At 71.1% G+C, this 21723-nt stretch carries 19 protein-coding genes; 12 read left to right on the forward strand and 7 right to left on the reverse strand.

Annotation, left to right across the window (positions count from 1 at the left end; translation table 11 throughout):
* Positions 1–33: 33 nt before the first annotated feature.
* Positions 34–444, reverse strand: coding sequence for a type III secretion system chaperone family protein (locus ACYVIP_RS00600; protein ID WP_460390767.1), 411 nt, complete (start codon positions 442–444; stop codon positions 34–36).
* Between the two features lie 46 nt (positions 445–490).
* A complete protein-coding gene (locus tag ACYVIP_RS00605) occupies positions 491–1714 on the reverse strand; it encodes an MFS transporter (RefSeq protein ID WP_460390769.1) in 1224 nt (407 codons plus the stop codon).
* Positions 1715–1847: 133 nt separating this feature from the next.
* On the opposite strand from ACYVIP_RS00605, the gene ACYVIP_RS00610 reads away from it, so the two are divergent.
* Genes ACYVIP_RS00610 through ACYVIP_RS00625 form a run of 4 tightly spaced genes read left to right on the forward strand, consistent with a single transcriptional unit; the run spans position 1848 to position 5273 of the window.
* The gene (locus ACYVIP_RS00610) at positions 1848–2567 is read left to right on the forward strand and encodes a class I SAM-dependent methyltransferase (protein WP_460390771.1); all 720 of its coding nucleotides are present in this window, start codon (positions 1848–1850) and stop codon (positions 2565–2567) included.
* Entirely contained in the window at positions 2564–3370 is an 807-nt protein-coding gene (locus tag ACYVIP_RS00615; protein WP_460390773.1) for a Rossmann-like domain-containing protein, read from the forward strand. Before ACYVIP_RS00610 ends, ACYVIP_RS00615 begins: the two co-directional genes overlap by 4 nt.
* Complete coding sequence (locus tag ACYVIP_RS00620) at positions 3367–4362, forward strand: GHMP family kinase ATP-binding protein (RefSeq protein ID WP_460390775.1); 996 nt, start codon at positions 3367–3369, stop codon at positions 4360–4362. The genes ACYVIP_RS00615 and ACYVIP_RS00620 overlap by 4 nt, the downstream gene beginning before the upstream one ends.
* Positions 4275–5273 carry a pyridoxal-phosphate dependent enzyme gene (locus ACYVIP_RS00625; RefSeq protein WP_460390777.1) on the forward strand — a complete coding sequence of 333 codons (999 nt, stop codon included), beginning with the start codon at positions 4275–4277 and terminating at the stop codon, positions 5271–5273. Before ACYVIP_RS00620 ends, ACYVIP_RS00625 begins: the two co-directional genes overlap by 88 nt.
* A gap of 17 nt (positions 5274–5290) precedes the next feature.
* Here ACYVIP_RS00625 and ACYVIP_RS00630 read toward each other — a convergent pair whose 3' ends face one another.
* Positions 5291–5689, reverse strand: a complete 399-nt coding sequence (locus ACYVIP_RS00630) for a Fur family transcriptional regulator (RefSeq protein ID WP_460390779.1) — start codon at positions 5687–5689, stop codon at positions 5291–5293.
* 328 nt (positions 5690–6017) lie between these two features.
* Between ACYVIP_RS00630 and ACYVIP_RS00635 the strand changes: the two genes are divergently transcribed.
* From ACYVIP_RS00635 to ACYVIP_RS00655, 5 genes are all read left to right on the forward strand, one after another.
* The gene (locus ACYVIP_RS00635; protein ID WP_460390781.1) at positions 6018–7196 is read left to right on the forward strand and encodes a hypothetical protein; all 1179 of its coding nucleotides are present in this window, start codon (positions 6018–6020) and stop codon (positions 7194–7196) included.
* A gap of 276 nt (positions 7197–7472) precedes the next feature.
* The gene (locus tag ACYVIP_RS00640; protein WP_460390783.1) at positions 7473–9800 is read left to right on the forward strand and encodes a rhamnogalacturonan lyase; all 2328 of its coding nucleotides are present in this window, start codon (positions 7473–7475) and stop codon (positions 9798–9800) included.
* Positions 9801–9840: 40 nt separating this feature from the next.
* Positions 9841–11148, forward strand: coding sequence for an ABC transporter substrate-binding protein (locus ACYVIP_RS00645; protein ID WP_460390785.1), 1308 nt, complete (start codon positions 9841–9843; stop codon positions 11146–11148).
* A 19-nt stretch (positions 11149–11167) separates the two neighbouring features.
* A complete protein-coding gene (locus ACYVIP_RS00650) occupies positions 11168–12085 on the forward strand; it encodes a carbohydrate ABC transporter permease (protein ID WP_460390787.1) in 918 nt (305 codons plus the stop codon).
* Positions 12075–12914: a carbohydrate ABC transporter permease gene (locus tag ACYVIP_RS00655; RefSeq protein WP_460390789.1), complete on the forward strand. Its 840-nt coding sequence runs from the start codon at positions 12075–12077 to the stop codon at positions 12912–12914. Before ACYVIP_RS00650 ends, ACYVIP_RS00655 begins: the two co-directional genes overlap by 11 nt.
* On the opposite strand, the gene ACYVIP_RS00660 is transcribed toward ACYVIP_RS00655, so the two are convergent.
* From ACYVIP_RS00660 to ACYVIP_RS00675, 4 genes are read right to left on the reverse strand one after another with little or no spacing between them, the layout of a single operon-like run.
* On the reverse strand, positions 12907–13632 hold the full coding sequence (locus ACYVIP_RS00660) for a class I SAM-dependent methyltransferase (protein ID WP_460390791.1): 726 nt from the start codon (positions 13630–13632) through the stop codon (positions 12907–12909). The two genes, ACYVIP_RS00655 and ACYVIP_RS00660, sit on opposite strands and share 8 nt — an antisense overlap.
* A complete protein-coding gene (locus ACYVIP_RS00665; RefSeq protein WP_460390793.1) occupies positions 13629–14405 on the reverse strand; it encodes an ABC transporter ATP-binding protein in 777 nt (258 codons plus the stop codon). The genes ACYVIP_RS00660 and ACYVIP_RS00665 overlap by 4 nt, the downstream gene beginning before the upstream one ends.
* Positions 14402–15415 (reverse strand): ABC transporter substrate-binding protein, encoded by a 1014-nt coding sequence (locus tag ACYVIP_RS00670; protein WP_460390795.1) that lies wholly within the window; start codon positions 15413–15415, stop codon positions 14402–14404. The genes ACYVIP_RS00665 and ACYVIP_RS00670 overlap by 4 nt, the downstream gene beginning before the upstream one ends.
* Before the next feature lie 24 nt (positions 15416–15439).
* Positions 15440–16525 (reverse strand): FecCD family ABC transporter permease, encoded by a 1086-nt coding sequence (locus tag ACYVIP_RS00675; RefSeq protein WP_460390797.1) that lies wholly within the window; start codon positions 16523–16525, stop codon positions 15440–15442.
* 262 nt (positions 16526–16787) lie between these two features.
* Here ACYVIP_RS00675 and ACYVIP_RS00680 point away from each other — a divergent pair, with 262 nt between their 5' ends.
* The 3 genes from ACYVIP_RS00680 to ACYVIP_RS00690 form a co-directional block, all read left to right on the forward strand.
* Entirely contained in the window at positions 16788–18287 is a 1500-nt protein-coding gene (locus tag ACYVIP_RS00680; protein ID WP_460390799.1) for a multicopper oxidase family protein, read from the forward strand.
* A 92-nt stretch (positions 18288–18379) separates the two neighbouring features.
* On the forward strand, positions 18380–19039 hold the full coding sequence (locus tag ACYVIP_RS00685; protein WP_460390801.1) for an SRPBCC family protein: 660 nt from the start codon (positions 18380–18382) through the stop codon (positions 19037–19039).
* Between the two features lie 43 nt (positions 19040–19082).
* Positions 19083–21723: AAA family ATPase (locus ACYVIP_RS00690; RefSeq protein ID WP_460390803.1), on the forward strand; the 2641-nt coding region annotated here is incomplete at its 3' end.

Genomic DNA, 21723 nt, shown 5'->3' on the forward strand with positions numbered 1-21723 from the left:
TGACGTTCAACGTCCCGAATGGGGCATTCAGGGCTAGTAGTCGTCGCGGCCGGTGAAGCGGCGTTCCAGTTGTTCGGCGCCGGAGGCGACCAGGTCCAGCGGGTCGGTGAACTCGTTGATGTCGAGGTTGACCAGCGGCAGTGAGTGGCGCAGCACCACGTAGTCGCCCATGAGCGCGACGCCACCGACGACGATGGTGTCGCCGACCTCGGCGAGCACCTCGCGCAGGTCGACCTGGTCGAGCCGGGCGAACGGGGTGGCGATCTGGACCCAGTCCTCCTGCTGGTCGAGGATCTCGTGCGCGACGACCATGATCTGCCGGCGGCCGAGGATGTCCTCGTCGTCCTTGGCGAACGAGACCCGGATGCGCACCTCGTCCGGTTCGTAGCGGATCACGTCATAGCTGTTCCGCATGTACGCCACAAGATCGCCCCAGCTCGCCAACCGAATGTCTCCGTTCGTCCACGCGTCCGTCCCGGTCGAAGTGTAGTCAGGGTCGGCCGAAGTGGCGGGTCGTCGGCGCGACCATGGCGGCGACGGGGACGGCGAAGCACGCGACCGCGCAGGCGCCAAGCACGGCGGTCACCCCGAACGCGTCGATGGCCGGCACGATGAGGGCCAGCCCGGCGGGGGCCAGGCCGTAGGACAGCAGGAAGTCAAGGGAGGAGACCCGGGCGAGCTTGTCCGGCTCGACCTCGCGCTGGATGGCGGTGAACCACGGCACGTTGAACAGCTCGATGCCCAGCCCGGCGACGACGTAGGCGGCCACGACCACCACCCAGTGCACGGGCAGCAGCAGCGCCAGCGGCGCGAGTCCGTAGCAGGACAGGGCGGCCAGCGCGGCCCAGCCCTGGGCCCTGGGCCGCCAGCGGGCGACCACGAGCGCGCCGAGCAGCGCGCCGACGGTGTAGGCGGTCAGCGCCGCGGCGAGCACGGCCTGGGTGCCGTAGCGGTCCCGGCTGACCAGCGGGAGCACCACCGCCGTCGCGGAGTAGCCGGTGGCGATCACGGTGGTGAGCGCGCACAGCCCGGCGAGGAACCACGGGTGCCGCCGGGCCTCGGCCACCCCGTCGGCGAACTCGCGGAACAAGGACGCCCGCGGGGCGTCCGTGGCCGTCGCGTACCGGCCGGGCGGGGGCAACAGCGCCGCGCACAGCCAGACCAGCCCGGTGCCGACCAGCAGCGCGGACGTGCTGAGCACGGTGGCGAGCAGCGCGGTCACGGCGGGCGCGCTGAGCGTGATGACCCGCACCGACAGCGCCATCGCCGCGTTGGCCGTCTGCCGGCTGGCCGGTTCGACGATCTCGGCGACCAGTGCCTGGAACGCGGGCCGGCACGCGCCCTGACCGGCGCCGACCACGATCGCCGCGGCCGCCATGAGCGGCACGGACCGGCCGAGGCCCAGTGCGATCACCGGCGCGCCGGCCGCCGCCGCGAGCCCGGCCACCAGCACGACGCTCCGGCGGGAGTGCCGGTCGGCGAGCACGCCGCTGACCGGCACCGCGAGCAGGAACCCCACGGTGCGGGCGGCGAGCACCACCCCCAGGCCCGCCGCGCTCAGTTCGCGGGTGAGCACGCCGAGTCCCAGGATGAACGGCAACGCCCAGGTCGCCAGTCCGGATGCCGTGGAACCCAGCCACAGCCGGACGAAACCCGCGTCCCGCAGGACTGATCGCCGGGCGGTTTCCCGCTCGGTGCTGGTCGACGACGTCACCCAGAAGCCTCCGTTCCTGCCTGTTGCCCTTGGTCCGCGACGCTCAGACTAGACGATAATGGTTTTCATTCGTAGTATGGCCCCGGATAGTCGATGCCGCACCAGTTGTCGTCGCGCACCGGAGGAGTCCTCTGTGGACTTGTTGATCGACCAGTTGCCCCCGCCGTTGCCGGCTGAGCGGATCATCGCGCTCAACCGGCCGAAGGCCGACCCGCACAGCGCACGGACCTACGAGTGGAACGGGTGGACCTTCGACGTGCCGCCCGGGGTGTTCCTGCCAGGCGAGACGAGCCGCATGATCCACCAGCGGCTGCTGGACGGCGACATCCCGGTGCGGGGGCGCCGGTACGCGGCCATGGGTGTCGGGCTCGGCGTGGAGGCGGTGGTGGCCGGCCTCGTCGGCGCGCGGGAGATCTACGCGGTCGACGTGCACGCCGGCAGCGTGGACACCGCCGCGCGGCACTACCAGCGCCTGGTCGGCCACCGGGACGACGCCACGTTCGTGCCGGTCGTCGCGGACGTGTTCGACGGGTTCCCCGCCGGCCGCCAGCTCGACGTGATCACGTTCAACCCGCCGGCGGTGAGCCAGACCGTCAGTGACGACCCCGATGTCGTGCGCAACGTGTGCGTGGGCGCGCCGCTGCTGGCGCGGTTCTTCGCCCAGCTCGTCGAGCGCGACCTGCTGGCGCCGGGCGGCGAGGTGGTCCTCATCGCGTCGAACACCGCGGATCTGCGGGCCATCGTCGGCAGCGCGGTCGACCACGGCTTCGTGCCACAGGTGCGCTTGCGGCACGACTGGCAGGACGGCGTGCTCACCTACCTCTTCGGCTTCCGCCGCGGTGACACCACATGAGCGTCGAGCGGCTCATTGGCGCCGTGCTCGCCGGTGAACACGGCACCCCGCCGGCGGACCTGGTGGCCACCAGCGTGTTCTGGCTGCACCACGGCACCCGGCTGGCCGGCGGGAACACCACCTATCGCAACCAGTACCTGCTTGTCCGATGTGGACAGTCGTTCGGCGCGTGCGCGTTCGAGGCGGGGGAGATCGACCAGGACATCTGCCGCGAAGCGTCCGGCAGCACACTCGCCGACCTGCTGCGCGCCGGGCCGCTCCCGCTGCGGATCTGCGCGCTGGACGCCTATCTCGCCGAACTCCAGCCCCACCGGGACGCCCCTGGCGCGGAGGCGGTGCGCCTGCCCGCCGGCACACCCGAGGTGCGCGCGCTGGCCAGGGACGCGGCCGTCGCCGGCCTGCTGGACATCGCGCCGGGCGCGAAGGTCGCGCTCATCGGCGTGGTGAATCCGTTGGTCGCCGCCATTCGCGAGCGGGGCGGCGTGCCGCTGCCGTGCGACCTCAACCTGCGCACCACACAGTGGGGAGAGGTCGTGGCCGAGTCGGCGGCCGAGGTGATCGAGCACGCCGACGCGGTCGTGGCCACGGGCATGACCATCGGCAACGGCACGTTCGACGAGATCCTGCGCCGCTGCCGGGAACGGGCCGTGCCGCTGATCGTGTACGCGCAGACCGGCAGCGCGGTGGCGCGGGCGTTCCTCGGCGACGGGGTGCGCGCGCTGTCGGCGGAGCCGTTCCCGTTCTCCCAGTTCAGCGCCGAGGAGACGACGCTCTACCGCTACCGCGCGGAGTCGCCGGCATGATCGTCGGCGTCGGCCACGCATCGTGTCACCACGGCGAGATTCTGCAGGGTGTCTTCCTGGACGGGGTGGGACAGCCCTGTCCCGGCCTGGTCACCCTGCCGATGTCCGGTCCCGGTGTGCGCGCCGAGTTCACCCCGGGGCCCGGTGACGAGGTCGTGGTGAGCCCGCCGGACCGGGTGAAGGCCGCCAGGGCCGCCGCGCTGGCGATCACCGAATGCGCCCGGCTGACCAGCGGGCCGCGCGGCGGCGGCCGGCTGCGGCTGCACAACGACATCCCGACGGGACTGGGCATGGGCTCCTCGACCGGCGACGTCGTCGCCACCGTGCGCGCGGTGGCGGCGAGCTTCGCGGTGGCGCTGCCGCCCAACACGTTGGCGGAGTTGGCGGTGCGGGCCGAGCACGCCAGCGACCCGCTCATGTTCGACGGCCGGCCCTCGCTGTTCGCCCACCGGGAGGGGCGGGTCATCGAGGACCTCGGCGAGGCCCTGCCGCCCGCCGTCGTGGTCAGCTGTCTGACCGGCGGCGGCCGCCCGGTGGACACGTTGCGGATCCCGCCGCGCGCCTACCGCGACGAGGACCTGCGGGACTTCGAACGGCTGCGCGCCGTGCTGCGCCGCGCGGTCGCCGACGCGGATCTCGCGCTGCTCGGCCAGGTCAGCACCGAGAGCGCGCGGCGCAACCAGCGCGTCCTGCCCAAGGGCGAGTTCGCCGCGCTGGAGGCGATCGGCGCGCGGTCCGGTGCGGCCGGGGTGCAGGTCGCGCACAGCGGCAACGTCGCCGGCCTGCTGTTCGACCCGGCGGCGGCCGACCTCGGCCGGCGGTTGTGGCACTGCCTGCGCGCGCTGGCGAGCCGGGACATCCCGGTCACCCGAATCTTTCGCACCGGCCGATCGGAGAGTACACAGTGGACCGTCACATCGCGGAGGCGATCAGCAGACCGGATCTCGTCGAGCTCGGCGACCGGTTTGTCTGCCTGCGGTTCGAGTCCATGAAGGTGGTCTCCGCGCTGGCCGCCGTGGAGCACCTGCTCGACACCGGCGCGGTGCGTCCCGGCGACACGCTGTTGGACTCCTCCAGCGGCATCTACGCCTACGCGCTCGCGCTGGCCTGCCACCGGTACGGGATGCGGTGCCACATCGTCGGCTCCACCACCGTGGACGAGACATTACGGGCCCAGCTCGCGGTCTTCGGCGCGCACCTGGAGCAGATGGCGCCCTCCACGAGCCTCAAGCTCGACCAGAGCCGACGGGTCGAACGCATCCAGGAGATCCTCCGCGACAACCCCGGCTACCACTGGATGCGGCAGTACCACGACGACATCCACTACCTCGGCTACCGCGCCGTGGCCGAGCGGGTCGGCGACGAACTCGGCGCCGGGCCGCTGACCATCGTCGGCGGCGTCGGCTCCGGCGCGTCGACCGGGGCGCTGGCGGGCTATCTGCGCCAGCGATCAGCGGACGTGGCGCTGGTCGGGGTGCAGCCGTTCGGCAGCGTCACCTTCGGCAGCCAGCACGTCGCCGATCCGGACATCATCATCGCCGGCATCGGCAGTTCCATCCCGTTCGGCAACGTCGACCACACCCGCTACGACACCATGCACTGGACCGGGTTCACCGCCGCGCTCGCCGGCACGATCGACCTGCTGCGCGAGCACGCCGTGTTCGCCGGGCTCTCCACCGGGGCGGCCTACCTCGCCGCGCACTGGGAACGCCGCCACCGAGCGGACCGCACGACCCTGTTCATCGCGGCCGACACCGGACACCGCTACGTCGACGCCGTGTTCGCCCACCACCGGGACGCGGTCCCGATCCGCGACCTCGCCCCGGTCACGGTGTCCACACTGGACGACCTGACGCTGCCCTGGTCACGCATGAACTGGAACCGCGCCCCGGCCCCGGGTTAGTGCGCTGAAGGACGCCTTCATCGCATCGGGCCGGCCTCGCAGGACGCGCAGGTGCCGAACACCTCGACGGTGTGGCTGACGTCGGTGAAGCCGTGCTCCTCGGCGACTTGTCGCGTCCAGCGCTCCACCGCCGGGCCGGCGACCTCGACGGTGTGCCCGCAGGCGTGGCAGACCAGGTGATGGTGGTGGCGCTCGGAGCAGCGGCGGTAGACCGCCTCACCGCTGTCGATGCGCAGCATGTCGATCTCGCCGGCGTCGGCCAGCGACTGGAGGGTGCGGTACACGGTCGTCAGCCCGATGTCCGCGCCGCCTGCCCGGAGCTTCTCGTGCAGCTCCTGGGCCGACCGGAACTCGTCGATCTGCTCGAGCAGGCTCGCCACCGCGGCCCGCTGCCTGGTCGCCCGCTGCCCCGGCACGGCAGGGGTTGATCGACCGTTGCCCACCACTCCTCCAAGAACCTGACGACCATGCGGATCAACAGACGGTATACCACGGTCGACCACCCGAATTCCCGGCGTCCGGTTGCCTGATTGTGTCTACTCGGCGTAATATTCCCGTTACTCTGTTGAACCGTTTCAACGGATTGATCTTCGGTCTGGCAATCGGCGGGGGTTGCCGCGCGAAATCAGGAACAACTGGACGGGCACATTGTCGAAACGGGTTCGAAGCGCTTCGACATTGATTCGACACTGATTCGACCCCTACCCGAGAAAGGTTCGTGCAATGGCGCACAATCGACGAAGTATGAAGGCGGGCATCCTGATCGCGGCGATGGTGGGCGCGCTGGTCAGCCTGCCGCACGCCGCGGCCGCCGCCCCCGCTCCCGCCCCCGCTCCCGCTCCCGCTCCCGCCGAGCCCGGCATCGCGGCGGACTGCGGCGCCGGGACGTTCCACGCCGAGGCGTACCTGAACGGCAGCACCTGGACCGCCCGCCGCGGCGGCACGACCGTCTACACCGGAACCGACATGCGCGCGGCCGTGCAGGCGGCGGTGAGCAGCCTCACCGCCGGGCGCACCAGCAAGGAGCGGGTCGTGGTCTGGCAGGGCGGGACCATCAGTGCCGGATCGCGGATCTCGTTGCCCAGCTACACCGTGCTGGACTCGTGCGGCACGATCAACGTGACCGGCTCCGGCTCCGGCGACCAGGCGCCGGTCTACTCGCGGGGCACCACCGACGTCGAGGTGCAGCACCTGTACCTGACCGGCGCCCCGCTGTACGGCGTCTTCATGCGCAACGTCACCAACGTCGTGCTCGGCCAGATCGACATGCGGCTGTCGGGCGGTCTCGGCATCCGCATCGACAACCGCGGCGACACCAGCGTGCGCAGCCGCAACATCCGGATCGACAACGTGTACGTCTCCGGCTCCGGCACCCACGGCGTGGAGACCTACGGCGTGGACGGGCTGAACATCGGCACGGTCACCGCGCGCAACACGCGCGACTCCGGCCTGCTGCTGAACGACACGATCAACGCGACGGTCGGCACGGTGGACGCGGAGAACGCGGGCACCGGCACCGGGTACGCCGCGTTCCGGGTGGCCAACCGCAACGGCCGGATCAACAACAGCTATCCCACCAACGTCCGGGTCGGCCTGGTGCGGGCGCGGGGCGGCGGCCGGGGCATCTTCTGTGTCTCGGAGAGCGGCGGGCTGGTCGTCGACCGGGTCGACATCGCGAACACCGGCAACAACGCGATCCTGGTCGAGAACTGCTACAACGTCACCATCGCCGGGCAGAGCGGCACCATCTCCGGTGGCGGCGGCATCAGGCTCGCCGCGCGCACGGAGTTCGCCAACAACTCCGACATCTACATCCAGAACATGACGGTGACCAACAACTCGATCCAGGAAAGCCCCTGCGGCAACAACACGGTGTTCCGCGGCCTCACGCTGAACAACACGAGCATGAACGTGTGCAGCTGACCCGGCGCCGGCCAATGCCCTGAATGGGTCGTTCGGGACGCTCACCGTCTCGAGCGACCCATTCGGGGCATGCGCCTAGCGGAAAACGTGTGGACAATTGTGCGCAGTGTGTGGATTATGGCGTCCTCCTGCGCGCGGAAATGGCGACGTCGGCCCAGGTCGCCGTGGATGTCTTGACAATGGATCGCGCCCGGTCCTAACTTCCCTTGCGAAGGCGCCCTCGAAACGTTTCATTTTCAGGAAAGCGCTTACCGTGGCTCGCGATGAGGTGTCGCCATGAGGTGTCGTAGCGGAGTCCGTCGACTGGTGGCCGGCGCGGCCGCGGTCGTGACGACAACGGCCCTGCTCACCGGCGCGGCCACGGCCGCGCCCCCGGACCACGGCCGGCACGGCCCCCAACTCGAGCACCTGGACCGCGGCCTGGTCGCCGCCACCACCGAGGACGGCGTGTTCCTCAGCTGGCGACTGCTCGGCGACGAGGTCACCGGGCACACCGCCACCGGCATGGCGGGTGTGGACTTCCACGTCCACCGGGACGGGCGGCGGATCGCGACGGTCACCGACAGCACCAACTACCTCGACCGCGACGGCTCGCCGGCGGCCACCTACCGGGTGACCGCCACCGGCGGCGACCACCGCGCCGGCGCGGAGGTGTCGCCGTGGTCGGCCGGGTACCACGACCTGCCGCTGCGCCGGCCCGACGGCGGGGTCACCCCGGCCGGTGAGCCGTACACCTACCGGGCCAACGACATGAGCGTCGGCGACGTGGACGGCGACGGCCAGTACGAGTACGTCGTCAAATGGGACCCGACCAACCAGAAGGACGTCTCCCAGCGCGGCTACACCGGTCCGGTGTACCTCGACACCTACGAACTGGACGGCACCCTGCGCCACCGCATCGACCTCGGCGTCAACATCCGGGCCGGGGCGCACTACACCCAGTTCCTGGTCTACGACTTCGACGGCGACGGCCGCGCGGAGATGATGTTCAAGACCGCGCCCGGCACCAGGGTCACCACCTACCGCGAGAACGGCACGGTCGCCGCCGAGCGGTACATCACCATGCCGAAGGCGGACCTCCGCGCGGGCCACACCCACCACGACGACTACCGGCTCAGCGCCGATGGCTACTACCGGCACGTCGTCGAGCTGTTCCTCGGCTGGCACGAACACCCGGAGGTCGTGGCCGGGAACTGGCCGGCGACCCTGGAGGAGGCCTTCGGCATCGAGCCGCGCTTCGCCTATCCGCTCGCCCGCGCCGACGCCGAGGCACTCGCCGACCACTTCATCGACGTCTACGCCCCGAGCCGCAGCTCCCGCAACCTGCTCCGGGAGTTCGAGGGGTTCATTGTGGACGGTCCGGAGTACCTGACGGTGTTCGACGGCGCCTCCGGCCGGGAGCTGCAGACCATCCGGTACAAGCCAGCACGCCACGACGACGGCCTGATGTGGGGCGACTACGCCCTGCCGAGGATCGAGCCGGCCAACCGGGTCGACCGGTTCCTCGCCACCGTGGCCTACCTGGACGGCCGCCGCCCGGCCGCGGTGTTCGCCCGCGGCGTCTACACCAGGACCACGCTCGTGGCCTACACCTGGACCGGCAAGCGGCTCAGGGAGAACTGGTACGTCGACAGCGACTGGGTGCCGATGACCAACCCGTTCAACTACCCGGTGCACAACAAGGACGGCCTGGACCCCGAGTTCGGCACGATCACCACCCAGGGCGGCCACTCGCTGTCGGTGGCCGATGTGGACGGTGACCGCAAACAGGAGATCGTCTACGGCGGCGCCACGATCGACCACGACGGCAGCCTGCGGTACAGCTCGTTCGCCGTGCTGCCGCCCGGCAGCAACAATCCCGGCCTGCTCGACCGGATCGGCCACGGCGACGCGCTGCACGTGACCGACATCGACCCGAACCGCCCCGGCCTGGAGATCCACATGGTGCACGAGGGCGCGCGCTCGGCACCCTACGGCCACACGCTGCGCGACGCGGCGACCGGCGAGGTGCTCTACGGCGCGTACTCCGGTGTGGACACCGGCCGGGGCATGGTCGGCGACGTGGTGCCCGAGGAGCCGGGCCTGGAAACCTGGTCCTCCCAGGCAGAACAGGGCGCCTCCGACGACGCCGGGCTGTACACCGCCGACGGCCGGCTGCTCGGCGCCGAGACACCCGGAACGAACCAGAGCATCCGGTGGGCCGCGGACATGACCACCCAGATCGTCAACGGCGCCGACGCGGAGACCACCGAGACCCCGACCATCGACGACTGGCGGCGCGGCACGCTGCTGACCGCGACCGGCACGCTCACCAACAACCACACCAAGGGCAACCCGAGCCTGGTCGCCGACATCCTCGGCGACTGGCGCGAGGAGTTGGTGGTGCGCACCGAGGACAGCACCGCGGTGCGGATCTACCTGAGCACCGAGGTGACCGACCGGAAGATGTACACGCTCATGCACGACCAGCAGTACCGGGCCGAGGTGGCGCGCCAGCAGACGGTCTACAACCAGCCGTCCTACCCCGGCTTCTACCTCGCGTCCGACACCGACTGGGCCAGCGTCCCGGTGCCCGAGTTCTGGACTCCCGGACGGCCGTCATGACCTTTTCCCTGCCACGGATTCACTGACACGGAAGGAAACCATGGTGCGACGACCTGGACAACGCCGTCCCCGCCGGGCGGTGGCGCTCACCGTGGCGGCCGGCCTCGCGCTGTCGGCCTGCGGGGGCACCGCGCCGGAGAACGCCGAGCTGTCCGACGAACCCGTCACCATCCGCGCCACCTGGTGGGGTTCCGACGAGCGACACCAGCGAACCCAGCAGGTGATCGACCTGTTCGAGGACGAGTACCCGAACATCACCATCAAGGGCGAGTTCAAGGAGTGGACCACCTACTGGGACAGCCTGGCGACCACGGTCGCGGCCAACGACGCGCCCGACGTCATCCAGATGGACGAGCTGTACCTGGCCTCCTACGCCGAACGCGGCGCCCTGCTCGACCTCGGCACGGTCAGCAAGCACCTGGACCCGAGCACCTTCGACGACGACGTGCTCGCGACCGGCGAGGTCGACGAGACGCTGTACGCCGTGCCGGCCGGCCTGACCGCCTACTCGATCGTGGTCAACGCCGATCTGTTGGCGCAGTACGGGATTCCGATGCCCGACGACGACACCTGGACCTGGGAGGACCTCAAGTCGATCGGCGCGCGGGTCTCGGCGGCCGGCGGCGGGAAGGTCACCGGCGTGCAGTCCTGGGGCTTCGACACCGGCGGCGTGCAGATCTGGGCCAGGCAGGCAGGCGAGTCCCTGTACGACGACGAGGGCAACGTGGCGATCGCCCCCGAGGTGCTCGCCGACTTCTGGACCTATCTCGCGGACCTGGCCGCCGATGGCGTCGCGCCCTCCCCGGCGGTGACCGTCGAGCGGCAGAACGCCGGTCTTGACCAGTCCGGCACGGCCACCAACACGTCGGTGTTCGGCACCTGGTGGAACACCCAGCTCACCTCGCTGACCGCGGCCAGCGGCAGCGATCTGCGGTTGCTCAAGCTCCCGGGGGAGTCGGCGCGGGCAGGCGGCTACCACAAGCCGTCGATGTACTGGACGGTCTCCTCCCGCAGCGAGCATCCCGCCGAGGCGGCGCTGTTCGTCGACTTCCTCACCACCAGCGAGGAGGCCGCGGGCATCATGCTGACCGACCGCGGTGTCCCGTCCAGCGACCAGATCCGGCAGTCGGTGTCTGCCGAACTGGCCGCGCCGGACCAGGCGGCGGTGACCTACCTCGAGGAGATGGCGGTGGCCGGCCCGCCGCGGCTGACGCCCAACGGCGCGAGCAACATCGAGGAGATCCTGCAACGACATTCCGAGCAGGTCCTGTATGGACAGTTGACGCCGGAGCAGGCGGCCACGTCGTTCATCGCCGAGCTGCAGGCAGAGATCGACGGGGCGGCATGACCGCTGGCGGAGCGGTTCCGTGGTTACCGAGCTGAGCAGGCTCGGTAGGCGGCGACCGAGCGGCGAACGGAAGGACAACCTCACCGCCTACCTGTTCTTGACGCCGTGGCTGCTCGGGCTGCTGCTGATCACGATCGGGCCGATGGGGGCGTCGCTGTATCTCGGCTTCACCGACTACAACCTGTTGCAGGCACCGGAATGGGTCGGGTTCGACAACTTCGCCAGGATGGTGGCCGACGAGCGGCTGCACAACTCCCTGCGGGTGACCTTCACCTATGTGCTGGTGTCGGTGCCCGCGCAGCTGGCGCTGGCGCTGCTGCTCGCGGTGGTGCTCGACCGCGGCGTGCGCGGGATGGCGTTCTACCGCTCGATCTTCTACCTGCCGTCGCTGCTCGGGTCGAGCGTGGCGATCGCCATCCTGTGGCGCCAGATCTTCGGCGCCGACGGACTGGTCAACCAGGTGCTCGGCCTGTTCGGCATCGAGGGCAGGGGTTGGATCTCCGACCCGAGCTCCGCACTGTCCACTTTGATCGTCCTCAATGTCTGGACGTTCGGCGCGCCGATGGTGATCTTCCTCGCCGGGCTGCGGCAGATCCCCCGGATGTACTACGAGGCGGCCGCGGTGGACGGCGCCGGTGCGCTGCGCCGGTTCCGGAGCATCACACTGCCACTGCTGACCCCGATCATCTTCTTCAACCTGGTGCTGCAGATCATCCACGCGTTCCAGTCGTTCACCCAGGCGTTCGTGGTGTCCGGCGGGACCGGCGGACCGTCGGACTCGACGATGTTCTACACGTTGTACCTGTACAGCCGCGGCTTCGGGAACTTCGACATGGGGTACGCATCGGCGATGGCGTGGTTCCTGCTGGTGATCGTCGCGGTCTTCACCGCGGTGAACTTCTTGTTCGCCAGGTTCTGGGTGTTCTATGAGGACTAGGACCCGCCCGGTGCGCTCGGCGCTCAAACACCTGGCCCTGCTCGCCGCGGCCGCGCTGATGCTGTATCCGGTGATCTGGATGGTGATCAGCTCGCTGCGCCCCAGCGACGAGATCTTCCGCTCGCCCGGACTGTTGCTGGACAACCTGGACCTGAGCAACTATCCGACCGGCTGGGACGCGCTGGCCCACCCGTTCAGCCGGTACCTGGTCAACTCCGCGATCGTCGTCCTCGGCGCGATCGTCGGCAACCTGGTGTCCTGCTCGATGGCGGCCTACGCGTTCGCCCGCCTGGAGTTCCGCGGCAAGAAGATGCTGTTCGCCATCATGCTGATGACGATCATGCTGCCGATCCACGTGGTGATCGTGCCGCAGTACGTGATGTTCTCGCAGCTGGACTGGGTGAACACGTTCCTGCCGCTGATCGTGCCGAAGCTGTTGGCCACCGACGCGTTCTTCGTGTTCCTGATGGTGCAGTTCATCCGCGGCATCCCGCGCGAGCTCGACGACGCTGCCAGGATCGACGGCTGCGGCCGGGCGGGCATCTTCCTGCGGGTGATCCTGCCCCTGATGACCCCCGCCCTCGCGACCACCGCGATCTTCACGTTCATCTGGACCTGGAACGACTTCTTCAGCCAGCTGATCTTCCTGACCGACCCGGAGATGTACACGGTGCCGGTGGCCCTGCGCACCTTCATCGACGCGACCACCGGCACCTCCTGGGGTTCACTGTTCGCCATGTCGGTGGTGACGCTGCTGCCGGTGTTCCTGGCCTTCCTGATCGGTCAGCGTTACCTGGTAAGGGGAATCGCCACGACCGGCATCAAGTAGCCGCGCCCACCGCGCGGCCGGTGATGAGGAACTGCGGCTGGACCTCGTGGCCGTCGGCGACGCCGAAGCGGCGGTCGAGGTCGAGGATCTCCGCCAGCGGCGTGACCGTGACGTCGGTGAAGCCCGCGTCCCGGACCAACTCGGCGGTCGCCTCGATGCTGGTGGCCTCGGCCAGTGGCAGCACGGACAGCACGTCGGAGTCGTAGGTCTCCGTGAACGACGACGTCCGCTCGGCGCCGCCGGCCGGGAACCAGGTGCTGTCGACGGCGGCGAGCAGCCCGCCCGGCGTGAGCAGCGCCCGCCAGTTCCGCACCGCCTGCTCGGTCATCCGCAGCGTCCACAGCACATACCGGCTGGTGACGACATCGAAGCTGCCGGCGGGAAAGTCCGGCGCGACGGCGTCGCCGAGCCGCAGCTCGGGCGGGTTCGGCGACACCGCGGCCTTCGCGCGGGCCCTGGCGAGCATCCCCTCGGCGAGGTCGATGCCGACGACGTCGTAGCCGAGGCCGGCCAGCAGCAGGGAGACGTGCCCGGTCCCGGTGCCGACGTCGAGCACCCTGGCGGGCGGGGCCGGCAACGCCCGACGCCACACCGCGGTCCAGCCGGCGCGGATGGCCGGGTTCTCGATCTGCCTGACCTGGTGGGCGTCGTAGGAGTCCGCGCGCCGCGACCAGTACCGGTTGATGCTGTCCTGCGCGGCCAGGGTGCGGTCGGTCATGCGGGGGCTCTCCTGGAGTCGAGGGGGCGGAACAGCAGTTGGAGGCCGTCGTCGGTGGCGATGCGCTGGACGCCGATGCCGTACACCGGCTCCAGCACCGCCGGCGTCAGGACCTCGTCGGGGGTGCCGGTGGCGGCGACCCGGCCGGCGTCGAGCAGGACGAGCTCGTCGCAGTAGCGGGCGGCGAGGTTGAGGTCGTGCAGCACCACCACGGTCGTGACGCCCAGGTGGCGGACCAGGTGCAGCACCTCGTGCTGGTAGCGGATGTCCAGGTGGTTGGTCGGCTCGTCGAGCAGCAGGTGGTCGGCCTGCTGCGCGAGCGCCCTGGCGATGAGCACGCGCTGCTTCTCCCCGCCGGACAGCCCGGCGAACACCCGGTCGGCCAGCTGCCGGACGCCGACCCTGGCCAGCGCGGCCGCGGCGATGCGGTGGTCCTCGCCGCCGGGGCGCTGAAAGGTTGTCAGGTGTGGCGCGCGGCCGAGCAGCACGATGTCGGCCACCGTCAGCGGCAGCTCGCCGGCGCCCTCCTGCGCGACCACCGACAGCCTCCTGGCCAACTCGCGTGCCCTGAGCTCGCCGATCGGTGTCTCGTCCAGCGTGACCAGGCCGGCGCGCGGGCTCAGCGCGGCGTAGAGCGTGCGCAGCAACGTGGTCTTGCCGCTGCCGTTCGGGCCGATCAGCCCGACGACCTGACCCGGCTCGACGGTCAGCTGGACCTCGTCGAGGACCAGGGCGCGACCGTAGGTGAACGAGACGCCCTCGGCGGTGATCACTGGCCGGCGCCGAAGCGTTCGGTGATGCGCGCCAGCCCGTCCACCGACAGCGGCGTCGGCGGTTCGGTGAAGTTGAACAGCTGGACCAGGACCGCGTCGTCGCGCAGGGCCCGGAGGCTTTCCGCGCCCGGCAGGCTGTCGACCGCGGCGCGCACCTGGGCGGGGTCGCCGTCGACGTGGAGCAGCACCAGCACGTCGGGGTCGGCGGCGATGAGCCGCTCGGTGGTCACCTCGAAGACCCGCTCGTCGATGTCGCCGAAGACGTTCGTGAAGCCGGCCGCCGCCAGCTGTGGGTGGGCCATGCTCCGGTTGCCGTAGGCGTAGCCGCTGCCGCCGCCGACGGTGGGGAACAGCACGGCGGCGGTGCGCTCCGGCTGCCCCTTGGCCGACGCCTCGACCTCACCGACGCGTGCACGCAGGTCGGTGACCAGCGTCGCGGCCCGCTCGTTGCGGTCGAAGATCCGGCCGTAGAGCTCGACCTGCTCGTAGATGTCGTCGAAGGTGGTCGCGTCCACGCCGTCGGGGCAGGACACCGGCTGCATCAGCGCCTTGATGTCCGAGGCCGCCAGGCTCTCCCGGGAGATGCCGTCGGGCAGGCCCAGCACCAACTCCGGTTGCTGGGCGATGATGGCCTCCTGTGAGATCTGCAGGTGCCCGCTCTCGTCGAGATCCTCGCCGAGCGACTCGATGCCGGCGATCGCCGTGTTGGTCTCCGCGTCGTAGTACTCCTCGGGGAACGCGCCCGCCCGCAGCACGGCCGTGTCGAGTACGCCCAGCGCGTGCAGGATCGTGACCGGCGCGCTCTCCAGCAACGCGATCCGTTCCGGCGGCTCGGCGAACGCCACGTCGACGCCGCAGTTCCGCACGGTCAACGGGTACTGGGTGTGGCCGTCGGCGCCAACCGCCGGGGTGTCGGCCGCGCCCGCGCTGTCGGTGGTGGCGCAGGCGGAGGCCAGCAGGATCAGCATCAGCAGTGGCGTCAGGATCCGCGGTCCGCGCCTGGGAAACATGGGACTCCTTGGGGTGTTCGAGGGTCAGGTACTGGCCGCGTGGAAGCGCCGGACGAGGATCAGCAGGAACGGCGCGCCGACGAGCGCGGTGATGATGCCGATGGGCAACTCACGCGGCTCCAGCAGCGTGCGCGCGGCGACATCGGCCCACACCAGGAAGATCGCGCCGACCAGCGCGGCCACCGGGACGACCCGGCCGTGCGCCGCGCCGATGAACCGGCGGGCGACGTGCGGGATGACCAGGCCGACGAACCCGATGCCGCCCGAGGCCGCGACGACCGAGCCGACACACAGCGACACCAACACCAGCAGCCACACGCGGAACCGGGTCGGCGGCACGCCGAGGGTGTGCGCGGTCTCGTCGCCGATGGCCAACGCGTCCAGCCTGCGCCCCCAGACCATCAGCACGACGACCGTCAGGCAGACCACCACGGCGACGACGGCCAGCGGCAGTGACCACCTGGCCAGGCCGAGCGAGCCGAGCAGCCAGAACATCACCGACCGTGCGCCCTCGGCCGAGTCGGCGGCGAAGATCAGGAAGCTGGTGGCCGCGTAGAGCGCGTAGCCGACCGCGACGCCGGCCATCAGCAGGCGCAGCGACGTGATCCGGCCACCCGCCCTGGCCACCAGGAACACCGCGACCGACGCGCCGAGCGCGCCGAGGAACGCGCTGACCGACAACGCGTTCTCGCCGAACCCCGCGCCAAGGCCGAAGAGGATGGCCGCCGCCGCGCCGGTGGACGCGCCGGAGGTGACGCCGAGCAGGTACGGGTCGGCCAACAGGTTGCGGACCATGGCCTGCAGCGCCACGCCACAGACGGCCAGACCGGCGCCCACCAGCGCGCCGAGGACCACCCGTGGCAGCCGGACCCGCCAGACGATCGAGTCCTGCGCGGCGGTCCAGTCCACCTCCGCCGGCCAGCCGGCGAGGTGGTGGCCCACGATCCGCGCGACCGTGGTGGGGGAGATCGCCACCGCGCCAAGGCCCACCGCGAGCACCATGGTCACCAGCAACCCGGCCGACAGGCCGCCGATCCACCACGCGGTCGACCGCCGCCGCGCGGCATGCCCCAGGTCGTCGTCGGCGTCCACCTGCTCCGTCGCCGACAACAGCTGATGCCACATAGTGGCAACAGCGTAGATGGTGCGACAGTGGCGGGTCTGTAACGCTCGCCACAGCGACGGCGGCGGCACTCCGCCAGTCGGGTCATTTTCGTTGCCCTGTGTCTGAAGTGGCCTTACGGTGGAGACGCGGCCCGGGGTCACTGTCCACATCGGAGTCCCGCCGGCGGTGCCTACGCACCGGCCGGACCCGGATCTACGTAGTTTTCGCCGACGCGATGACGCCGCCCGCCGCGGGAACGTAGCTCCCGTGAGACGTCGTACTTTGTTAAAGGGCATCGGGATCGGACTTGGGGGCGTGGTCGTCGCCGGCGGCGGTGGCTACGGGATCTACTTCGCCGCGGCGAAGCAGGACACCGTCGGCGAGATCGCCTTCGACAACCCCTTGCTGATTCCGCCACTGGCCGAGTCAACCGGCGGCGCGTCCGGCGCCCGGGTGTTCGCGCTCGACCTCCAGGCGGGCGAGACCCGGTTCAAGGACGGGCCGGCCACCCAGACCTGGGGGGTGAACGGCACCTACCTCGGCCCGACCATCCGCGTCCGGCGGGGCGAGCGGGTCGAGTTCGCCGTGCGCAACGGTCTGGACCAGGACACCTCGCTGCACTGGCACGGCATGCACCTGCCGGCGGTGATGGACGGTGGCCCGCACCAGATCGTCCCGGCCGGGGAGACCTGGCAGCCACAGTGGACGGTCGACCAGCCGGCCGCGACGCTGTGGTACCACCCGCATGTGCACGGCTCGACCGCCGACCACACCTACCGGGGCCTGACCGGGTTGTTCATCGTCGACGACGAGGAGGCCGAGGCGCTGAACCTGCCGTCGGAGTACGGCGTCGACGACCTCCCGATGATCGTCCAGGACCGGGCCTTCGACGGCGACAACCAGTTCGACCAGCCGGTCCCGCTCGGCGGCTCGCTCGGCGTGATCGGGGACGAGATCCTGGTCAACGGCACGATGGGCCCGTACGTCGAGGTCAGCACGAAGCTCGTGCGGCTGCGGCTGCTGAACGGGTCCAACGCGCGGCTGTACAACTTCGGCTTCGCCGACAACCGCGAGTTCTCGGTGGTCGCCACGGACGGCGGTCTGCTGGCCGAGCCGTGGCGGACCGACCGGCTGTACCTCTCGCCGGGGGAGCGCGCCGAGATCGTGGTGGCCTTCGAGGCGGGGGAGCAGGTCGAACTGCGCTCCTACCCCTCCGAGCACGGCGGCACACTGGGCAGGCTCGACGGCTTCGACGACGTGCTCGACATCTGCCAGTTCCGCGCCGGGGACACCCTGGCCGAGGACACCGAGATCCCCGCGGTACTCGGCGCGGAACCGGATCTCGCCGGCGAGCGGGTCGCCGAGGAACGCGCCTTCACGCTCGCCTCGGACCAGATCAACGGCAAGGCGATGGCGATGGACCGCATCGACTTCGGGGTAAGGGAGAACACCGTCGAAGTCTGGGAAGTGGTCAACGACAACGGTTTCCTGCACAACTTCCACGTGCACGACGTGCAGTTCCAGGTGTTGACCGTGGACGGCGAGGCGCCGGAACCGGTGCTGCGCGGGTGGAAGGACACCATCCTGCTGCTGCAGGGGAAGCGCTACCGGCTGGCGCTGCGCTTCCGCGACCACACCGACCCCAACATCCCGTACATGTACCACTGCCACCTGCTGCAGCACGAGGACAACGGGATGATGGGTCAGTTCGTCGTCCTCGGCGATGGCGAGCAGGTCGGCGTCGTGCCGCAGCACCACCACTCCTGACCTTTCCGCTCGCCATTCGGGTGAGCGGCCCCACATCGAACACAACATCGAGGACACCTATGTATGTCTCCAGGTCGCCACGCCGCTCCGTCATGAAGCTCGCCGCCGCGGCCGTCGGCGTGGCCATCGCGGCCGCCGGCTGTGGATCCGACGGCGAGGACCAGAGCGCGGGCGCCACGGACATCGGCACCCCCACCACCACGTCGTCCGCGCCGACCGAGCAGGTCACGGACAAGGAGTGCGGTGGGACCAGCATCGACCACGAGGCGGCGGTCACCCGTTCGTCCGAGATCGTGATCGACGCGTCCCTCCAGCGGGTCTGGGACGTGCAGACCGACGTGGAGAGCTGGACCACGTGGCAGCGCGCGATCACGACCATCGAGCGGCTCGACCCCGGCGCTCTCTCCGCCACCTCGCAGTTCCGGTGGACCACCCCGGTGCCCGCCTCGCCGTACACCAAGGCCGACACCCTGACGATCACCTCCAGCGTCCAGCAGCTGGAGCCCGGCAAGTGCGTGATCTGGCAGGGACCCGCGGTCGGCAAGGCGATGACCATCGACATGGGAGTCCACCTGTGGATCTTCACCGAGACCGCCGAGGGCACCCACGTGTACACCGAGGAGTCCTGGGACGCCGAGCTGCTGAGGTCGCTGAAGGGCGCGGACTACGACGCCGTGGCCGACATGCTCGGTGGCGGCCTGGACCTGTGGCTACAGGACCTCAAGACCACCGTCGAAACTCCCGCCAGCTGAACCTCCCCGGGAGCCTCTTTCCCGTCTCGCTACCGTATGCGCCGTGCGCACGTTGGCTCCCGTTCGCGGTCCACTGCTCGGCCGGCAGCACGAGACGCGGTGCCTGGACGAGCTGACCGGCGCGGTGCGGGAGGGCCACGGCGGTGCCCTGGTCCTGCGGGGCGAGGCGGGGATCGGCAAGAGCTCGCTGCTGGCGCACGCCGAACGGGCCGCTGCCGGGTTCCGGGTGGTGCACGCGTCCGGGTCGCAGATCGAGGCGGAGCTGCCCTTCGCCGCGCTGCACCAGCTCTGCCTCCCGATGCTCGCCCACCTCGACGACCTGCCCGCCGGGCACCGCCAGGCGCTCGAGGTCGCGTTCGGGCTGGCGACCGGGGTGCCCGACGTGCTCCGGATCGGCCTGGCGGCACTGGGGCTGCTGGCCGCGGCGGCCCAGGAACATCCGGTGCTGTGCATAGTCGACGACGCGCAGTGGCTGGACGCGGCCTCGTCGGCGGCCATGACGTTCCTCGCCAGGCGAATCTCCATCGAGCCGATCGCCATGGTGCTCGCCGTCCGCACGCCAGGCGGGGTGGGCGAGCTGAACGTCCTGCCGAGCCTGACCATCGACGGGCTGCGGGACGCGGACGCGCGGGCGCTGCTGGCCGCGCAGAGCCACGAGACGCTCGACGAGCAGGTGCGTGACCGGCTCGTGGCCGAGTCCAGGGGCAACCCGCTTGCCCTGCTCGCCCTGCCGAGGGCGGGCGGGTTCGCCCCGCCGGAGACCACCTCGGCGCCCACCAGGGTCGAGCGCGAGTTCCAGGCCACGCTGGCCGGCCTGCCGGCCGCGGCGCGGCGGCTGCTCACCATCGCCAGTGCCGACCCGACCGGTGACCCCGGGCTGCTGTGGCCCGCCGCGCAGCGCCTCGACCTCGACGTGCCGACCGTCGGCGCGGCTGCGGCGGCCACCGGGCTGGTCGAGTTCGGCACCCGCGTGCGCTTCTTCCACCCGCTGGCGCGGACCGCGGCCTACGAGGCCGCCGAGGCCGGCGAGCGCAGGCTGGCGCACCGGGTGCTCGCCGAGGTCACCGACCCGGTCACCGACCCGGACCGGCGTGCCTGGCACCGCGCCCAGGCCGCCGCCGTCCCCGACGACGACGTCGCCGCCGAGCTGGCGCGCTCGGCCTCCCGCGCCCAGGCGCGGGGCGGCGTCGTGGCCGCGGCCGCCTTTCTCGAACGCGCGGCGGAGCTGACCATGGACCCGGCCGGCCGGATCGAACGGACCTTCGCGGCCGCGCGCGCACACCTCGACGCCGGCGCCGCCGACCGGGCCGCCGACCTGCTCACCACCACCGAGGGCGCGGGTCTGGACGAGCACCAGCTGGCGGAGGCCGACCTGCTGCGGGGCCGGATCGCGTTCGTCCGGGTCGGCGACCACGACGGTCCAACGTTCATGCTGCGCGCCGCGCGCCGGCTCGCGCCGCTGGACCCCGAGCGCTCCCGCGAGTGCTACCTGGAAGCACTCGAGATGAGCCTGCTCGTCGGGCGCGCGACCGGGGTGATGGACCGGGTGCTGGCCGAGGCGGCGTCCTCGCCGCCGCACGCCCCGGACGTCCTGGACGCGCTGACCACGCTGTACGCGGACGGGCACCGCGCGGCGGTGCCGCTGATCCGCGAGGCGCTGGACGGCCCGGCCGGCCCGCTGTGGACCGGGCATCCCGCGCTCGCCAGCTCGCTGGCCGCCGAGCTGTGGGACCCGCACACCCACGCGACGATCACCGAGTGGCTGCTCAAGAGCGGCCGCGAGTCCGGCTCACCGCTGGTCCTGCGGCTGGGCCTGGCCCAGTCCGCCCTCGCCGCGGTGCTGATGGGTGACCTGGACCGGGCGATGGCCGCGATCGCCGAGGAGGAGGCGATCGCCGACGCGGTCGGTGGGGCGCCGACCATCTACCACCGGCTGCCGCTGGCCGCGGCGCGCGGCCGGCGCGGCGCGGCGACCGCGCTGTTCGAGTCGGTCACGGCGATGGCCGGCGACATGGGACAGCTGGTCGCCAACGTGCACTGGGCGGGCGCCGTGCTGCACAACGGCCTGGCCGAGTATCCGGCGGCACTGGCCGCCGCCCGGCGGGCCGCCGCGCACGGCGACCTGTTCATCGCCGGCATCGCCCTGCCGGAGCTGGTGGAGGCGGCCGTGCGGTGCGGCGAGCACGACGCCGCGGTCGCCGCGCTGGCGTCGCTGACCGAACGCACCGCCGCCAGCGGGACCCCGTCCGGCCTGGGCATCGCGGCCTACGCGCGGGCCATGGTGACCGGCGAGGAGGACGACTACCGGGAAGCCATCGACCACCTCGCCGACAGCCCGCTGCTGCCCTACCGGGCCAGGGCCCACCTGCTGTACGGGGAGTGGCTGCGCCGCCAGGGCCGCCGGCAGGACTGCCGGCCCCACCTGCGAACCGCGCACGAGCTGCTGTCCGGGGCCGGGCTCGAGGCCTTCGCCCGGCGGGCGGCCGACGGGCTGCGCGCCACCGGCGAGACCGCGCGCGGCCGCTCCGGCCACGCCCGTGACCAGCTCACCATGCAGGAGCTGCACATCGCGCGGCTGGTCGCCACCGGCGCGACGTCCAAGGAGGTCGCTGGCCGGCTGTTCATCAGCCCCCGCACCGTCGACACCCACCTGCGCAACATCTTCCGCAAGCTCGGGATCAGCT

It is taken from the genome of Actinophytocola sediminis (assembly GCF_054779715.1).

Bases quoted from the DNA above. Each gene is read 5' to 3' on its own strand.
- ACYVIP_RS00660 (WP_460390791.1), bottom strand. From the start codon at position 13,632: ATGACCGACCGCACCCTGGCCGCGCAGGACAGCATCAACCGGTACTGG.
- ACYVIP_RS00635 (WP_460390781.1), top strand. From the start codon at position 6,018: ATGAAGGCGGGCATCCTGATCGCGGCGATGGTGGGCGCGCTGGTCAGC.
- ACYVIP_RS00640 (WP_460390783.1), top strand. From the start codon at position 7,473: ATGAGGTGTCGTAGCGGAGTCCGTCGACTGGTGGCCGGCGCGGCCGCG.
- ACYVIP_RS00615 (WP_460390773.1), top strand. From the start codon at position 2,564: ATGAGCGTCGAGCGGCTCATTGGCGCCGTGCTCGCCGGTGAACACGGC.
- ACYVIP_RS00670 (WP_460390795.1), bottom strand. From the start codon at position 15,415: ATGTTTCCCAGGCGCGGACCGCGGATCCTGACGCCACTGCTGATGCTG.
- ACYVIP_RS00655 (WP_460390789.1), top strand. From the start codon at position 12,075: ATGAGGACTAGGACCCGCCCGGTGCGCTCGGCGCTCAAACACCTGGCC.
- ACYVIP_RS00685 (WP_460390801.1), top strand. From the start codon at position 18,380: ATGAAGCTCGCCGCCGCGGCCGTCGGCGTGGCCATCGCGGCCGCCGGC.
- ACYVIP_RS00620 (WP_460390775.1), top strand. From the start codon at position 3,367: ATGATCGTCGGCGTCGGCCACGCATCGTGTCACCACGGCGAGATTCTG.
- ACYVIP_RS00645 (WP_460390785.1), top strand. From the start codon at position 9,841: ATGGTGCGACGACCTGGACAACGCCGTCCCCGCCGGGCGGTGGCGCTC.